The sequence below is a fragment of the Pseudomonas persica genome, assembly GCF_900291015.1.
In the GTDB taxonomy this organism is placed as follows: domain Bacteria; phylum Pseudomonadota; class Gammaproteobacteria; order Pseudomonadales; family Pseudomonadaceae; genus Aquipseudomonas.
In genome coordinates, this window is record NZ_OLKL01000036.1 from 1 (window position 1) to 16509 (window position 16509).

Below are 16509 nucleotides of genomic sequence, written 5' to 3' on the forward strand. Positions count from 1 at the left end.
GCTGCGAACAGTCAGAAGCGAGTTATGACCCTCCTCCTCCCTTCAAGTCCTACCATACAAGCGGGTTTACCCGCGAAGAGGCCGGCACAGGCAACACCTTTATTGCACCGCTGCAAAGACCCAACTGCATCGTTAAATATTATTGACCTTAATCTCCGCCAAACCCACGCCGCAACAGGCCCGCATCGGTTTCAGCCCTTAAAAAACGGCGCACTCCCCGCCATAAAGCCCTCTCCAGTCGTTTGACATATCGAACGGCTCTGGCAAGCTATCTACAAGCCCCGACCGGAATCGTCGCCTCTGACGAGCCGGCAGTGCTCGGGGCTACAGGTTGCACCCAGGGCCCCGCGCCGTGCGCCTGCACAACAACGACAGGTCGAACCTGTCCCAAGGTGACATATGTCCAACAGCAACATTGGCAACAAGCAACCCTCCCTGCGCAAACCCGTGGTCCTGATGACCATGGGCAGCCAAGAACGCAAAGGCCATGACTACCAGGTCATGACCCACAAATACATCACCCCGCTGGTCGAGTTTTCCGATTGCGTCCCGGTGCTGGTGCCCACCTGCTGCGGCATCGAAGACCTCGAGACCTATCTGGACATGGCCGACGGCGTGTACCTGACCGGCGCCGGCAGCAACATCGACCCGGCCCTGTACGGTCAGGAGAACGAGACCCCTGGCAAAGGCCAGGACAAGAACCGCGACCTGTTCGACATCCCGCTGGTCAAGGCGGCGATCAAGCGTGGTCTGCCGATCTTCGGCATCTGCCGTGGCATGCAGGAAATCAACGTGGCCCTGGGTGGCGACATCTACCAGAAGGTGTACGCCGCGCCTGGCTTCAACGACCATCGGGAAAACCCGGAAGACCCGGTCGAGGTGCAATACGCCCAGGTGCACGGCGTGAAGATCAAGCCGGACAGCTGGCTGCGTGACACCCTGGGTACCGACGAGATTCGCGTCAACTCGCTGCATGGCCAAGGCCTGCACAAGCTCGGCGCCGGCATCGAGGCCATCGCCCACGCCGAAGACGGTCTGGTCGAGGCGATCCATGCCCCGAGCATTTCGCCGTTCCTGTTCGCCGTGCAGTGGCATCCGGAGTGGCAAGCAGCGAAGAACCCGGATTCGATCAAGATCTTCCAGGCTTTCGGCGACGCTTGCCGGGCCCAGGTACGCAAGGCGCAGATCAAGCGCCAGCACGCGGCCTGACCTTCAGTTTCCTCTGCTTTGATCGCGGGGCGGCGCAAGGCCGCCCCCGTTTTCCCCGGTCACCCTCTGCTGGTCCCAGAACACTTCCCGTGGAAACGGGCGGCGGGCTTGTGCCTGTCTCCGCGATCGTTTTTTCCTTCCCCCTCGTGAGATACGATGACTGATCGCAGTCAGACTACCCTCGGTATCTCCTGTATCCACTGCTGTCGCCTGTGCTGGCCTCTTCGCGGGTAAACCCGCTCCCACATAGGTACTGCAAAGCCTTCAAGACCTCTGAAATCCCTATGGAAGCGGGTTTACCCGCGAAGAGGCCAGCACAGGCAACAACACTTTTCCCTGCCCCCCCCAAAAAAATCTCGCAAGAGGGACTAGTCATCGCACATGTTGTACGATAACTTACCTCTATCGCAGAACAACACCCTTCACCCAAGCGCCACAGGATGCCTACAACAATGACTCCACAAGAACTGAAATCCATCCTCTCCCACGGCCTGCTGTCTTTCCCGGTCACCGACTTCAACGCCCAGGGCGACTTCAACCCGGCTGGCTACATCAAACGCCTGGAATGGCTCGCCCCTTACGGCGCCAGCGCCCTGTTCGCCGCCGGTGGCACCGGTGAGTTCTTCTCCCTGGCTGCCAGCGAATACAGCCAGGTGATCAAGACCGCCGTCGACACCTGCGCCAAGTCGGTACCCATCCTCGCCGGCGTTGGCGGTTCCACCCGCCAGGCCATCGAATACGCGCAAGAAGCCGAGCGCCTGGGTGCCAAGGGCCTGCTGCTGCTGCCACACTACCTGACCGAAGCCAGCCAGGAAGGCGTCGCCGCCCACGTCGAAGCGGTGTGCAAATCGGTAAACATCGGCGTAGTCGTCTACAACCGTAACGTCTGTCGCCTTAACGCCGACCTGCTGGAAAAACTGGCCGAGCGCTGCCCGAACCTGATCGGCTACAAGGACGGCCTGGGCGACATCGAACTGATGGTGTCGATCCGTCGCCGCCTGGGCGAACGCTTCAGCTACCTGGGTGGCCTACCGACCGCCGAGGTATATGCTGCCGCCTACAAGGCCCTGGGTGTGCCGGTGTACTCCTCCGCCGTGTTCAACTTCGTGCCGAAGACCGCCATGGACTTCTACAACGCCATCGCCCGTGACGACCACGCCAGCGTGGCCAAGCTGATCGACGACTTCTTCCTGCCGTACCTGGACATCCGCAACCGCAAGGCCGGCTACGCCGTGAGCATCGTCAAGGCCGGCGCCAGAATCGCCGGTTACGATGCCGGCCCGGTGCGTACTCCACTTACCGACCTCACCGCCGACGAGTACGAAAAACTCGCCGCGCTGATGGACAAGATGGGCCCGCAGTAAGCGCCGCCCGCGGCCTGCCAGCTGCCGCGCCCGGAGTGGGCCAGCCCCTCTCCGGTTACAATTCGTCAGCCCGCACAAAAATAACTAGTGGGAGTACTACCAGCATGCAAGCGACGAAGAAGACGCATGTGCGCTACCTGATCCTGTTCATGCTGTTCCTGGTGACCACGATCAACTACGCCGACCGTGCCACCATTGCAATCGCAGGCTCCAGCCTGCAGAAGGACCTCGGCATCGACGCCGTGACCCTCGGCTACATCTTCTCCGCCTTCGGTTGGGCTTACGTGGCTGGCCAGATTCCTGGCGGCTGGCTGCTCGATCGCTTTGGCTCCAAGAACGTCTACGCCTTCAGCATCTTCACCTGGTCGCTGTTCACCCTGTTGCAGGGCTTTGTCGGCGGCCTGCCGGTGGCCTGGGCGGTGGTGACGCTGTTCACCCTGCGCTTCCTGGTCGGGTTTGCCGAAGCCCCGTCGTTCCCGGGCAATGCGCGCATCGTCGCGGCCTGGTTCCCGACCCAGGAACGCGGCACCGCCTCGGCCATCTTCAACTCGGCGCAGTACTTCGCCACCGCACTGTTCGCCCCGATCATGGGCTGGATCGTGTTCAGCTTCGGCTGGGAGCACGTGTTCGTGGTCATGGGCGCACTGGGCATCGTGTTCTCCATGGTGTGGCTGAAGACCATCTACAACCCGCGCCAACACCCACGCATCAGCCCTGGCGAACTCGAGCACATCGAGCACAACGGTGGCCTGGTGGACATGGACCAGAAGCGCGGCAACGACGGGCCGAAATGGGGTTACATCAAGCAACTGCTGACCAGCCGCATGCTGCTGGGCGTGTACCTGGGCCAGTACTGCATCAACGCCATCACCTACTTCTTCCTCACTTGGTTCCCGGTGTACCTGGTGCAGGAACGCGGCATGACCATCCTCAAGGCCGGCTTCATCGCCTCGCTGCCGGCGGTCTGCGGTTTCATCGGTGGCGTGTTGGGTGGGGTGATCTCCGACTGGCTGTTGCGCCGCGGCAACTCGCTGACCTTCTCGCGCAAGCTGCCGATCGTCTGCGGCCTGCTGCTGTCGACCAGTATGGTGTTCTGCAACTACGTCGACGCCGAGTGGATGGTGGTCGGCTTCATGACCCTGGCGTTCTTCGGCAAAGGCATCGGTGCGCTGGGCTGGGCGGTGGTCGCCGACACCTCGCCGAAGCAGATCGCCGGGCTGTCGGGCGGACTGTTCAACACCTTCGGCAACATCGCCTCGATCACCACGCCGATCGTCATCGGCTACATCATCAGCGCCACGGGTTCGTTCAAGTGGGCCCTGGTGTATGTCGGCGCCAACGCCCTGGTGGCGGTGTTCAGCTATCTGGTGATCGTCGGCCCGATCAAGCGCATCGAGCTGCGTGAAAGCCCAAAGCCTGACGCCGGGCCGGCGGCCGGCAGCGAACTGGCCGGCTCGCGCCACTGAGAGAACACGCCCGCGTCGGCCCCCGCCGCGGGCGGATGTACAAAAGCCTGAGAACCTGACAAGTAGGGCCCGAACATGCAGTTGATCGAACATTCCGACTCGCCCCGCTACGTCCGCCTGCACGACGACGACAATGTCGTGGTGGTGGTCAACGATGGCGGCCTGGGCGAAGGCGCCCGCTTCGCCGACGGCCTGACCCTGGTCGAAGGCGTACCCCAGAGCCACAAGGTGGCCACCGTAGCCATCGCCAAGGGCGAGCCGGTGCGCCGCTACGGGCAGATCATCGGCTACGCACTGGAAGACCTGCGCCAGGGCAGTTGGGTGCAGGAGAGCCAGCTGGCCATGCCGGCCGCCCCGGAGCTGGACAGCCTGCCACGCTGCGACGCTATCCCGCAGCCGCTGCCGCCGCTCGAAGGCTTCACCTTCGAAGGCTACCGCAACGCCGACGGCACCGTCGGCACCCGCAACATCCTCGGCATCACCACCACCGTGCAGTGCGTGGCGGGCGTGCTGGAGCATGCGCTCAAGCGCATTCGCAACGAGCTGTTGCCCCGGTACCCCAACGTCGATGACGTGGTGGCCATCACCCACAGCTATGGCTGCGGCGTGGCGATCAACGCGCGCGATGCCTACATCCCGATCCGCACGGTGCGCAACCTGGCGCGCAACCCCAACCTGGGCGGCGAGGCCCTGGTCATCAGCCTGGGCTGCGAAAAGCTGCAGGCCGGCCAGGTGATGCACGACAACGACCCCTCGGTGGACCTCAGCGACCCGTGGCTGTACCGCCTGCAGGACGCCAGCCTGGGCTTTGTGGAAATGATCGAACAGATCATGGAACTGGCCGAAACCCGCCTGAAGAAACTCGACCAGCGCCGCCGCGAAAGCGTGCCGGCCAGCGAACTGATCCTGGGAATGCAATGCGGGGGCAGCGATGCCTTCTCGGGCATCACCGCCAACCCGGCGCTAGGCTACGCCGCCGACCTGCTGGTACGCGCCGGCGCTACCGTGCTGTTCTCGGAAGTGACCGAAGTGCGTGACGCCATCTACATGCTCACCTCGCGCGCGGAAAACCAGGAGGTGGCAGACGCCCTGGTGCGCGAAATGGACTGGTACGACCGCTACCTGCAGCAAGGCGCCGCCGACCGCAGCGCCAACACCACGCCGGGCAACAAGAAAGGCGGCCTGTCGAATATCGTCGAAAAGTCCCTGGGTTCGATCGTCAAGTCCGGTAGCGGCGCCATCCAGGGCGTGCTTGGCCCCGGCGAGCGGGTCAACCGCAAAGGCCTGATCTTCTGCGCCACCCCGGCCAGCGACTTTGTCTGCGGCACCCTGCAACTGGCAGCCGGTATGAACCTGCATGTGTTCACCACCGGCCGCGGCACCCCGTACGGCCTGGCCATGGCGCCAGTGGTCAAGGTTTGCACCCGCAGCGAGCTGGCCCAGCGCTGGCCCGACCTGATCGACATCGACGCCGGGCGCATCGCCAGCGGCCGCTCGACCATCGAGGAGCTGGGCTGGGAGCTGTTCCACTACTACCTGGACGTGGCCAGCGGTCGCAAGCAGACCTGGGCCGAACAGCATCGCCTGCACAACGACATCACCCTGTTCAACCCGGCACCGATTACCTGATGCCAAGGGCTCGCCCAATTCAACATTGCAACGCGCTCCCACAGGGTCCGAGCAAACTCCTCAAGCACGTTCTCTTCCTTCATTACTCTCTACAGGAGCACCCCATGCCTGAAATTCTCGGCCACAACTTCATCGCCGGCCAGCGCAGCGCCGCTGGTCCACAGCGCCTGCAGAGCCTGGACGCCAGCACTGGCGAGGCTCTGCCCTACAACTTTGCCCAGGCCACCGAAGCCGAAGTGGACCAGGCCGCCAAGGCCGCGGCCGCTGCCTTCGCCGAATTCCGCCAGTTGGCCCCGGCGCGGCGCGCCGAATTCCTCGACGCCATCGCCGCCGAACTGGACGAACTGGACGACACGTTCGTCGCCATCGTCTGCCGTGAAACCGCCCTGCCCCCCGCGCGCATCCTCGGCGAGCGCGGCCGTACCAGCGGCCAGATGCGCCTGTTCGCCCAAGTGTTGCGCCGAGGTGACTTCCTCGGTGCGCGCATCGATCTGGCCCTGCCGGAGCGCCAGCCCCTGCCACGCGTGGACCTGCGCCAGATGCGCATCGGCGTCGGCCCGGTCGCCGTGTTCGGCGCCAGCAACTTCCCGTTGGCCTTCTCCACCGCCGGTGGCGATACCGCTGCGGCCCTGGCCGCCGGTTGCCCGGTGGTGTTCAAGGCCCACAGCGGCCACATGGCCACCGCCGACCTGGTCGGCAGTGCCATCCAGCGCGCCGCCGAGCGCACCGGCATGCCCAAGGGCGTGTTCAACATGGTGTTCGGTGGTGGCGTCGGCGAGTGGCTGGTCAGGCACCCGGCCATCCAGGCCGTCGGTTTCACCGGCTCGCTGAAAGGCGGTGACGCCCTGTGCCGCATGGCCGCCGAGCGCCCGCAGCCGATCCCGGTGTTCGCCGAGATGTCCAGCATCAACCCGGTGATCATCCTGCCGGGTGCCCTGGCCCAGCGTGGCGAAGCCATCGCCCGAGAGCTGGCCAGCTCGGTGTGCCTGGGTGCTGGCCAGTTTTGCACCAACCCGGGCCTGGTGATCGGCCTGCAATCTCCGCAGTACCGCCAACTGCTGGCCGAGCTTGGCCAGCACCTGGACCAGCAGGCCGGCCAGACCATGCTCAACGCCGGCGGCCTGCGCAGCTACGCCGGTGGCCTGGAGCACCTGCATGCCCATGCCGGTATCGTGCACCTGGCCGGCCAGGCGCAGACAGGCAGGCAGGCGCGCGCCCAGCTGTTCAAGGCCGATGCGCGCCTGTTGGTGGAGTCTGACCCGCTGCTGCAGGAAGAAGTGTTCGGCCCTACCACCGTTGCCGTGGAAGTGCAGGACAACGACCAACTGCGCGCCGCCCTGCTCGGCCTGCGCGGTCAGCTGACCGCGACCCTGATCGGCGAGCCGGAAGACCTGCAGGCCTTCGCCTGGCTGGTGCCGCTGCTGGAGGAGAAAGTCGGGCGGATCCTGGTCAACGGCTACCCGACCGGTGTCGAGGTGTGTGATGCGATGGTGCACGGTGGGCCTTACCCGGCCACGTCGGATGCGCGCGGCACGTCGGTCGGCACTCTGGCCATCGACCGCTTCCTGCGCCCGGTGTGCTACCAGAACTACCCTCAGGCGCTGTTGCCAGAGGCACTGCGCGACGGCAACCCGCTGGGGTTGCGTCGGCTGGTGAATGGCCAGTGGAGTGAGGCCGCGATCTGATCGCCCCTTGAAACCAGAAGCTTCAGGCCCCCTGCGCCTCAGCCTCTTCATGCGCCTGGCGCAAGCGCTCGCGGCTATTGCTCAGGTGCATGCGCATGGCCATCTTCGCCCCTTCGCTATCACGCCGGGCGATGGCTTCGTAGATCGCCTCGTGCTCATGCATCAGCCGGCTCATGTAGTGCGCCTGGTCATCATGGGCCAGCCGTGCCGAATTCAGCCGGGTACGCGGGATGATACTGGTGCCCAGGTGGTTGATGATATCGGCGAAGTAGTGGTTGCCGCTGGCCTGGGCAATGCGCAGGTGGAACTGGAAGTCTGCCGACACCGCATCCGTGGCGTGGGCAGCCCCTTCGTTGAGTTCGTCCAGCGCCGCACGCATGCCGGCCAGCTCTTCATCGCTGCGCCGCTGCGCCGCCAGGCCCGCCGCTTCGATCTCCAGGGCAATGCGCAATTCCAGCACCGCCAATACTTCGCGCAGGGTGACCACGGTCGCCGGGTCGATACGAAAGCCACTCGTGGCCGGCGCGTCCAGCACGAAGGTGCCGATGCCATGGCGGGTCTCGACCTGCCCGGCGGCCTGCAGCCGCGAGATCGCCTCACGCACCACCGTGCGGCTGACGCCTTCTTCGGCCATGATCTGCGATTCGGTCGGCAGCTTGTCGCCGCGCTTGAGCTGGCCGCTGCGAATGCGCTCGGTCAGCACCGTGACCAGTTCCTGGGCCAGACTGCGCGGCTTGCGCCGGGTCTTTGCCTGTACCTGCTGCTCTGTCATTGCCCTGTATTTCACCTTGAAAGACAGCGCTCATCATAGCGCAAGCGGTTGTACGATCACATACACACAGTGCGGTATTTCTCGGTGGCCACAGCCGGCAGGTGGCCCTGGATAAAACGCTGGAGGTGCTGGCCCGACGCCTGTGCAAACCTGTACTGTGCGGCTTCACGCTTATCCATGGAAGGAAACCCAGCATGAAAACCCTCGACCGCCTGTTGCTTGCCAGCGGCCTGCTGATCCCCCTTTGGCTGTTGGCAGGCGTATGGTTCACCGCCCAGGCCTACCCCGGCTACGACCACCTGCAACAGGCCATGAGCCAGCTCGGCGCCGTCGGTTCGCCGCCCCACAGCTGGTCGCCGCTGCTCAACAACTTCCCCCTCGCCGTGTTGTTCGCGCTGTTTGCCTGGGGCCTGGCGCGGCGCTGGCGGGGTTCGAAGCTGGCGTTGCTGAGTGCGGCCCTGATGCTGTTGCATGGCATCGGCAGCCTGGGCACCGGCTGGTTCCCCTGCGACCAGGGTTGTGCCCCGGCGCAGCCTTCCACGTCACAACAACTGCACAACCTGTCCGGCCTGTTGATGTTCCTCTCGCTGACCCTGGCCAGCGCCCTGTGGGCCTGGCTGGGCAACCGTATTACCGGTTCGCAGGCCTTCGCGCTGTTCTCCCTGGCTTGCGTGGTACTGGCGATTGTCAGCGTCGCGCTCATGAGCCAGGCGGCACAAAGCGGTCAGTTGTTCGGCCTGTACCAGCGCCTGAACTACGGCGTGTCGGTGATCTGGGTCGCCAGCCTGGCCTGGACCAGCCTGCGCACACCCGTCACCGGCCCGTTGCGCATGGCCACAATCTGACAGCAAATTGCTGGCCCCCAGTGTCTGCTAGCGAAGGCAAACTTCGTTTTCCTTCAGATGCTTAGGACAGCAACATGCGAGTACTTCTAGCAACGATTGCCGGCTGCCTGCTGGCCACGCTCGCTTTCGGCGCCCAGGCACGGGCGCTGAGCCAGAACGATCGCCACACCTGCGGCTGGGGCGCGCAGATAGCCGCCGAGGCCCAGCAAGCCAAGCTTTCCGGGGTAACCCTGTACGCCACGCGCAAGAAGCTGCAGGTGCGCAAATTTCCCAAACCGTGGATGCGTATGACCGCCTTCGGCATTACCGAGCAGACCTACAACAGCCGCTCGCGGCTCAAACCTGCAGCGATCAGGCAGACCTATTACGAGCAGTGCGTGCTGCATGCTGTAGCAAGGCGATAAAGCCCTGTGGGAGATGGCCCTGCTAATTCAACGAGTTATGTGCAATCCTATGAGAGCGTGTCAAAGCCGCCAGGGGGCGCCGGCCTCGAAGCGTGCTTCCAGCCAGGCTTTGAAGGCCCCCAGGGCGGCAGTGTTGAGACGCGCGGTAGACCGAACCAGGTAAATGCCCGCCGCCACGTCCAGTTGCCATTGCGGCAGCACCCGCATCAGGCGCCCGCTGGCCAGGTCCTCGCCCATCAGCCAGTCACCCCCGGCCAGAATACCCACGCCACGCCGCGCCGCCTCCAGCAGGGCTTCGTTGTCATTGCTGCGCAGGCTACCGGCAACTTTGACACTCACCTGCTGCCCACCACGCATCAGGCGCCATTCGGGGAAGCTTCGCAAGCCACTGAAACCCAGGCAGTCATGCCCAGCAAGATCCTCCGGCTGCACAGGTGCACCATACCGGGCCAGGTACTCGGGCGACGCACACAGGATGCGCCGATGATCGCACAGCTTCCTGGCCACCAGGCGGTTGTCAGCCAGCTCGCCAACACGGATGGCGGCGTCGAAACCCTCGCCGATCAGGTCGACGAAACGATCGGCATACTCGGCCTCTACCATCACCTGCGGGTAGGCCAGCACGAAATCGGCCAGCATCCCGCTCAACCAGCGCCGCCCCATGGCGGCCGGCAACGCCAGGCGCAGGCGCCCACGTACCGTCGCTGCGCCCTCGGCTGCTTCCTGTTCCGCCTCGGCGATCAGCCGGTTGGCCTCACGCACCTTGGCAACCAGCCGCTCGCCTTCATCGGTAAAGCGCAACTGCCGCGTACTGCGCTCCACCAGGCGAATGCCCAGGCGTGCTTCCAGTGCGCTCAAGCGCTTCGACAGCACCGTGGGGTGACGCGCCAGCTGCCGCCCGGCAGCGGCAAACGAGCCCTGCTCGTGCAGGGCCAGCAAGGTGGCAAGTTGATCGGCGCGGCGGCTGTCGAAGGCATCCATGGCAAGGCTCGGCACAAGGCAGTGGGATCAGGGATCGGGCATCAGGCGGTAAGGACCAGTGCGCCCTCCGCCAGCCCTTGCTCCAGGTCCTCGTGGGCCCTGGCCGCTTCGGCCAGCGGGTAGCGACGCCAGACCCGAGGCTGGATGATACCCTTGGCGACCGCCGCCAGCACATCGGCGGCGCGCTGCTGGTACTCGTCGACCGTGCGGGTGTGCGCCGCCAGCGAGGGCCGGGTCAGGTACAGCGAGCCCTTGGCGTTGAGCGTGGCAACCTCGATGGCCGCCGGCGCACCGGAGGTGCCGCCGAACGACACCAGCAAACCACGCACCCGCAGGCTGTCCAGCGAGGCTTGCAGCGACACCTTGCCGACACAGTCATAGGCCACGTCCACACCCTGCCCCTGGGTCAGCTCACGCACCTGGCCGGCCAAGGTTGCCGCGTCGAACACCAGCACATGGTGGCAGCCCGCTGCCTGGGCCCTTGCCACACTCTGCGAGCGTGACACCACGCCGATCACCGTCGCCCCCAGATGCCGCGCCCAGGGTGCCATCAACTGGCCCAAGGCACCGGCGGCACCGTACAGCAGCACTTGGCTGCCCGGGCCCACGGCATAGGTGGTCTTCAGCAAGTACTGCGCCGTGATGCCCTTGAACAGCACCGCGGCGGCGGCCTGGTCATCCAGCTGCGGCGGTAGCTTGACCAGGCGCTCGGCCGGGTACAGGCGGCCGCTGGCGTAACCGCCAACCGGGCCCATCGCATAGGCGACCCGATCGCCCACCTGCACGTTATATACCCCCTCCCCGACAGCCGAGACCCGCCCGGAACCTTCCAGCCCCAGCCCGGACGGCAACGCCAGGGGGGCAGCGCCCTTGCGCTGCAACACGTCGAGCGGGTTCACGCCCATGGCTGTCTGTTGCAGCCAGACCTGGCCGGGCCCTGGAAGTTGTGCTTGCAAGTGTTCAAGCTGCATGACATCGGCAGTGCCGGTGCTGTTGAGAATGATGCGGGTAGCCATGATCGAATCCTGTCGGATGGGTGTTCGAGTCAGGCTAAGCAGGCAGGGCAAGTTGAACAATCAGGTGGAATGCAGATGATTTCTGCACTCGTTGCAGCAATTCGACGTGAACGCGCCCCACAGCCAATGGCCCAGCGCCCGGCCGACGGCGGCATTCCCCGCAGCCTGGAACGGCAGCATGGCACCGGCAAGCAACGCCAGGGCAAAGGGAAGCACCAGAAGGCACAAGTTTTAGCTGAACATGGCAGTCCTCATTCGTGACATATGTTCAGGCGATGATCGGAAAATTCCCTTTATCCATGCAAATCGAAAGTGTGCACCCATGCTATTCGTCACATGGATACCTGCCAATTGGGCTAGGATGCTGCCCAGCCGCGGCGCCTGAGGCTCGAACAGGCGGGTTCACGGCTGAGACCAGACCGTATGTGATGGAGCACATTCGATGACAGATGAACGCACAACCCTGATCGACCATGGGCAGTTGCCCACCCGCAACCTGGCCGAATGCCTGGCAGTGGATCAAAGGACACTGGTCAGTGCATTGGCAAGCCAGCTGCCCGACACACTGATCGAACAGTTGGCTACCTGCGCCGAAGAAACATGCTCGCGGGGCCTTTCAAAAAAAATCACGGGTATCGGGGTTACCCTTGGGCAGTGGCTGGAATCAGCACCTGCGCCCCAGCGCCAGCAGGTGTTCGAGCGGTGCAGCGCACACAGCTCCGATACGGTGCGCAGCTGGGCGGCTTTCGCCCAGGCGCACCTGTCGCGCACGCTCGATCTCGAAGCCGCATTGCTGGCCCAGCTGCGTTTTGCTCGCGATGAACATTTCGGCGTGCGCGAATGGGCCTGGATGGCCCTGCGCCCGCGCCTGGCTCAAGTGCTGGATAACGCCCTTGCCCTGCTTGCCCGGCATGCCGGCAACAGCGACCCTCTGGTACGACGCTTCTGCATCGAGGTACTGCGCCCGCGTGGCGTGTGGTGCGAGCACATCGCCGCACTCAAGCAGGCGCCGGAAGCGGCCGAGCCACTGCTGGTGCCCCACTTGGCCGAAGCCGACAAGTATGCCCAGGACTCGGTTGCCAATTGGCTCAACGATGCCAGCAAGACCCGGCCCGACTGGGTGATTCAGCTGTTCGAACGACATCCGCCGTCATGCAAGGCATCACGGCGGATCCATACGCGGGCAACCCGGAGCCTGCCCCAATGAATGGTCAGCGCGAGGTTTCGACGCGCAGCACTTCGGTGTAGATCGCGTCGACCGTCTGGCCGACCTTGAGGTTCTTCATGCGCGCTTGCAAGTCCGGGTTCTCGACCTTGACCACCTGCAGCTTGCCCTCCGGCGGCAGCAGGCTCACCTCATGCGTCTTGAGGTCGATCTTCTTGATCTGCGACGTGACCCTGACCTGGCGGAACGCTTCGCCGCCCGGGTTGGGGTTGTCCGCCGTGGCGCGGATGGTACCGGACTCTTCAGTTGCCTTCGGCGCCCCGCCCACTTCGGGATTCAGCACATAAGCCACCGCACGGGTCACGTAGATGTCGACCTGGTCACCCACCTTGAGGTTGGGCAGCGCCTTGGCCTTTTCCGTGAGCTGGAAGGTCACATCGTGCTTGTCGTCAGGGCCTTTCACCGTGACTTGGCGGTTGGCCAGGTCGATGGCCGTGACCTGTGTGGTGACGTGGCTCTCCAGCGCCTCGCTGCCAATGGGAATACCGGCCGCCTGCACGGTGAAGCAGGCGGCGGACGCCAGCGTGGCAAGGGCAACAGCACGAGCGAGAGAACGAATTGGATTCATAGGCCTGCTTCCATGTAATCAAGACCGGATAGGTGCGTGAAATGTTCACGCGCTGACAAGCATAGCCGTTACCTGCGGCCTTGCCGGCCCTCCCCCTGGCGACGCATTTCGTCGTTTTTTCGCGGTCGACTCCTTTCAAAAGCAAATGCGAAGTCTTTACACTTGATTTACATTTGCAAACCATTACCATTCGTGACCTCCCAAATACAACAAAGAGTCACCTGTAATGGCAAAAAAGTCTGTTGCCCAGGCATCAATCTGCATGCTCGGCCTGCTGGTTGTACCTGCGATTCACGCGGCTGTTCAACCTGAGTCGCAGGGCTCCCTGGCCCTGCCCGCCACTGCCGTCACCAGCGCCTACGAACAGCAAAGCTACAAGGCCAGCGAAAGCCGCAGCGCCATGAAGATCGACGCCCCTCTGCGCGATATTCCACAAACCGTCAACGTCGTACCCGAAAGCGTGATCAAGGACCAGGGTGCGCAATCCATGGAAGACGTGCTGAAGAACGTGCCCGGCGTCGGCCTGTCCAACGGCGACGGCCAGCGCGACCAGGTGACCATCCGCGGCTTCAGCGCCATTGGTGACATGTACATCGACGGTGTGCGCGACGACGCCCTGTACTTCCGCGACCTGTCCAATATCGAGCGTGTCGAGGTCATCAAGGGCCCTGCCGCCGTGCTGTATGGCCGTGGTTCTTCAGGTGGCCTGATCAACAGCATCAGCAAGAAGCCGAGCTTTACGCCCAAGCGCGAGGTCGGCATGACCTTCGACAGCGAAGGCAAGCGCCGCACCCAGTTCGACACCGGCTGGGCCGACCCGCAAAGCAACCAGGCTTACCGTGTGACCGGTGCCTTCGAAGACAGCGACACCTTCCGCGACGATGGCTACATTGACCGCAAAGCCATCGCGCCGTCGGCCTACTTCCGCCTGTCCGACGACCTGGAACTGAACCTGGGCGCCACCTACCTGTACGACAAGCGCCTGATCGACTTCGGCATCCCGGCGCTGGGCAACCGCCCGGTAGACGTGGACCGCGACAAGCGCTTCGGCTCCGGCGATGCCGACCAGGATTACGCCCGCAGCGAAGTGTTCTCGCTGACTGCAAGCCTGGACTACCGCATCAACGACGACTTCACGCTGACCAACACCAGCCGCTACTACCGCTACGATCTGGACCGCAACAACACCTTGGCCGACAGCAGCCCGACGCGCTTCGTCACCGCGCCCAACGGCGAACTGCTGGTCAAGCTCAACCGCGGCAACGTCGCCCGCGACGAGTACGGCATGTTCAACCAGACCGAGCTCAAGCAACAGACGCAGCTCGCCGGCATGCAGCACAGCTTGCTGTATGGCGTGGAAGTGGGTTTCCAGGACAAGTACCAGCGGGTACTGAGCCAGAGCAACGTGGCGCAGGTGCCGGTGTACCGCGACGCCCTGGTGCCGGTGCCGGAGCACGCCGCCAACCTGTCGTCCAAGGGCACCAACTTTCAGCAGACCACCGGCCTGTATGTGCAGGACTTGATCGAGCTGAACGAGCACTGGAAGGCCTTGGTCGGTGTGCGTTATGACATCTTTGGCCAGGAGTATGACGACGACCGCACGCAGAACGTCGACCTCGACCGTACCGACAAGACCTGGAGCCCCCGTGCCGGCCTGGTCTACCAGCCGGATAACATCCAGTCCTACTATATCTCGGTCAGCCGCAGCTACCAGCCCTCGGGGGAGGTGTTCGCGGTCAGCCCGACCAACCAACATCTGGAGCCGGAAGAAACCACCAACTACGAACTCGGTGCCAAGTGGGACCTGCTCGATAGCCGCCTGTCAGTGACCGCAGCGGTATTCCGCCTCGAGCGCACCAACATGAAGACCGCGGACCCGGCCAACCCCAACCTGACCGTGCTGGCCGGCGAACAACGTACCGACGGCTTCGAAGCCACCGTCAGCGGGCAGCTCACGGACAAGTGGCAGATCTACGCCGGCTATGCCTACCTGGATGCCGAGATGACCAAGTCCAACAGCAAGACCAACGGCGTGGCCAACGAAGGCCAGACCCCTACCCTGACGCCGCGTAACAGCGCCAACGTCTGGCTGGTGCGTACCCTGACCCCGGAATGGCGCGTAGCCACTGGCGCCAACTACGTCGATGAGCGCTACACCGCACTCGACAATGTGGTGGTGATGCCGGGCTACACCACCTTCGACGCAGCGCTGCTGTACAGCGTGCCGCAGTGGGACGCCGCGCTGCGCCTGAAGAACGTGTTCGACCGCGACTACTATGCCTCCGCGCACGGTTCGGTTGACCTGATCACCCCGGGTGCACCGCGCACGCTGGAAGCCAGCTTCAACTACCGTTTCTGATCGCTACGCCCGCAGGGGCCTTGCCTTGGCGCAAGCCCCCGCTGCAGCTGGTGCAACGCAAGAGTTCACCGCTTCGCTTGAATGCAATATCCTGCGCAGTGCATGGCACCGGCTTTGCCGGTGTTCGCGGGTAAACCCGCTCCCACAGAGACAGCACCTTGCTTACGATTGCAGAGCCCTGCCCCATCAGTAAGGAGAGCATATGAGCAGTAAACCGAATCGCCCATACACGCCTTGGGCGCTGACTACCCTGCTCGCCTTCAGCCTGGCGCTCACCGCCGGCTGTTCCAGTAAAGCCAGCAAGGCCCGGTATGCGACGCCCGCAACAGGCTCCAACTGCTTCGCCAAAGCCGTCCCCACCACCGGCGAAGGTGGCCTGGCGTGGGGCAATACGCTGAGCATTGCCCGGCAGAAATCACTGAACAACTGCGTGCGCTATGCCAGCCGGTCGGGGGGCACACCGAAGACTTGCCAGGTGGTGATGGCCAAGTGCAAGAACTAAATATATATAGACAAAACATAAAGTAAGATATTTCTTACTAATACTTCCGCATTACTTCCCCTTCCTGAAAGTGTTCGAGCAGCAACCGACTCACTCAAATATATTCTTACACTTTCGACCTCGACTCAAAAGCGGTCGTCAAGGCATTGTCTTGCCATTGAAACTCAACGACCAGCGCTGACCTTGGCAACCAAAGCAAGAACTTTCCTACAACACACAGCCCGCCAAGAAAGTCAGAGTACGGTAGCCCGCAGGATATACGTCAATAACGCATCAGTATGTCTCCATGAAATAGATAGCAACGGGCTTATCAGTAATTAAGCAGGCTATTTTCTTTTATTTCATGAGCAAGAAAGTTTGACACTGAGCAAGGAGCTCCCATGACTGACGCCTCCGTCAGCAGCGCCACCTCCGGCCCGGCCTGCAGCGCACGCATCCCCATCCTGCCGGTGCGCTACGCGATCGTGCCGCGCACCGGCGCTAT

General features: G+C 63.6%; 14 protein-coding genes and 1 pseudogene. 10 read left to right on the forward strand and 5 right to left on the reverse strand.

Annotation, left to right across the window (positions count from 1 at the left end):
• Positions 1–399: 399 nt before the first annotated feature.
• The 5 genes from FQ664_RS17620 (at position 400) to FQ664_RS17640 (ending at position 7353) form a co-directional block, all read left to right on the forward strand.
• On the forward strand, positions 400–1209 hold the full coding sequence (locus FQ664_RS17620; protein WP_144173712.1) for a gamma-glutamyl-gamma-aminobutyrate hydrolase family protein: 810 nt from the start codon (positions 400–402) through the stop codon (positions 1207–1209).
• A gap of 452 nt (positions 1210–1661) precedes the next feature.
• Positions 1662–2573, forward strand: a complete 912-nt coding sequence (gene kdgD / locus FQ664_RS17625; protein WP_144173713.1) for a 5-dehydro-4-deoxyglucarate dehydratase — start codon at positions 1662–1664, stop codon at positions 2571–2573.
• A 104-nt stretch (positions 2574–2677) separates the two neighbouring features.
• Complete coding sequence (locus tag FQ664_RS17630) at positions 2678–4039, forward strand: MFS transporter (protein ID WP_144173714.1); 1362 nt, start codon at positions 2678–2680, stop codon at positions 4037–4039.
• Positions 4040–4114: 75 nt separating this feature from the next.
• Positions 4115–5668, forward strand: a complete 1554-nt coding sequence (gene garD / locus FQ664_RS17635; RefSeq protein WP_144173716.1) for a galactarate dehydratase — start codon at positions 4115–4117, stop codon at positions 5666–5668.
• Positions 5669–5772: 104 nt separating this feature from the next.
• The gene (locus FQ664_RS17640; RefSeq protein ID WP_144173717.1) at positions 5773–7353 is read left to right on the forward strand and encodes an aldehyde dehydrogenase (NADP(+)); all 1581 of its coding nucleotides are present in this window, start codon (positions 5773–5775) and stop codon (positions 7351–7353) included.
• A 22-nt stretch (positions 7354–7375) separates the two neighbouring features.
• Here the strand turns inward: FQ664_RS17640 and FQ664_RS17645 are convergent, their stop codons facing one another.
• Positions 7376–8125 (reverse strand): FadR/GntR family transcriptional regulator, encoded by a 750-nt coding sequence (locus FQ664_RS17645; protein ID WP_144173718.1) that lies wholly within the window; start codon positions 8123–8125, stop codon positions 7376–7378.
• A 194-nt stretch (positions 8126–8319) separates the two neighbouring features.
• Between FQ664_RS17645 and FQ664_RS17650 the strand changes: the two genes are divergently transcribed.
• Positions 8320–8970: a DUF998 domain-containing protein gene (locus tag FQ664_RS17650; protein ID WP_144173719.1), complete on the forward strand. Its 651-nt coding sequence runs from the start codon at positions 8320–8322 to the stop codon at positions 8968–8970.
• A 74-nt stretch (positions 8971–9044) separates the two neighbouring features.
• Entirely contained in the window at positions 9045–9374 is a 330-nt protein-coding gene (locus FQ664_RS17655) for a hypothetical protein (RefSeq protein ID WP_144173720.1), read from the forward strand.
• A gap of 60 nt (positions 9375–9434) precedes the next feature.
• Here FQ664_RS17655 and FQ664_RS17660 read toward each other — a convergent pair whose 3' ends face one another.
• From FQ664_RS17660 to FQ664_RS17670, 3 genes and pseudogenes are all read right to left on the reverse strand, one after another.
• On the reverse strand, positions 9435–10355 hold the full coding sequence (locus FQ664_RS17660) for a LysR family transcriptional regulator (RefSeq protein WP_144173721.1): 921 nt from the start codon (positions 10353–10355) through the stop codon (positions 9435–9437).
• A gap of 41 nt (positions 10356–10396) precedes the next feature.
• On the reverse strand, positions 10397–11371 hold the full coding sequence (locus FQ664_RS17665; RefSeq protein ID WP_144173722.1) for a quinone oxidoreductase family protein: 975 nt from the start codon (positions 11369–11371) through the stop codon (positions 10397–10399).
• Positions 11372–11473: 102 nt separating this feature from the next.
• A pseudogene (locus FQ664_RS17670) lies at positions 11474–11599 on the reverse strand (DMT family transporter); the annotation flags it as partial.
• A gap of 214 nt (positions 11600–11813) precedes the next feature.
• On the opposite strand from FQ664_RS17670, the gene FQ664_RS17675 reads away from it, so the two are divergent.
• The gene (locus tag FQ664_RS17675; protein WP_144173723.1) at positions 11814–12578 is read left to right on the forward strand and encodes a hypothetical protein; all 765 of its coding nucleotides are present in this window, start codon (positions 11814–11816) and stop codon (positions 12576–12578) included.
• Positions 12579–12582: 4 nt separating this feature from the next.
• Here FQ664_RS17675 and FQ664_RS17680 read toward each other — a convergent pair whose 3' ends face one another.
• Positions 12583–13164 (reverse strand): hypothetical protein, encoded by a 582-nt coding sequence (locus FQ664_RS17680; RefSeq protein ID WP_144173724.1) that lies wholly within the window; start codon positions 13162–13164, stop codon positions 12583–12585.
• Between the two features lie 226 nt (positions 13165–13390).
• Here FQ664_RS17680 and FQ664_RS17685 point away from each other — a divergent pair, with 226 nt between their 5' ends.
• Together FQ664_RS17685 and FQ664_RS17690 are read left to right on the forward strand one after the other, a co-directional pair.
• Complete coding sequence (locus tag FQ664_RS17685; RefSeq protein WP_178091014.1) at positions 13391–15523, forward strand: TonB-dependent receptor; 2133 nt, start codon at positions 13391–13393, stop codon at positions 15521–15523.
• Positions 15524–15725: 202 nt separating this feature from the next.
• Positions 15726–16025 (forward strand): hypothetical protein, encoded by a 300-nt coding sequence (locus tag FQ664_RS17690; protein ID WP_144173726.1) that lies wholly within the window; start codon positions 15726–15728, stop codon positions 16023–16025.
• The last annotated feature ends 484 nt before the right edge of the window (positions 16026–16509 follow it).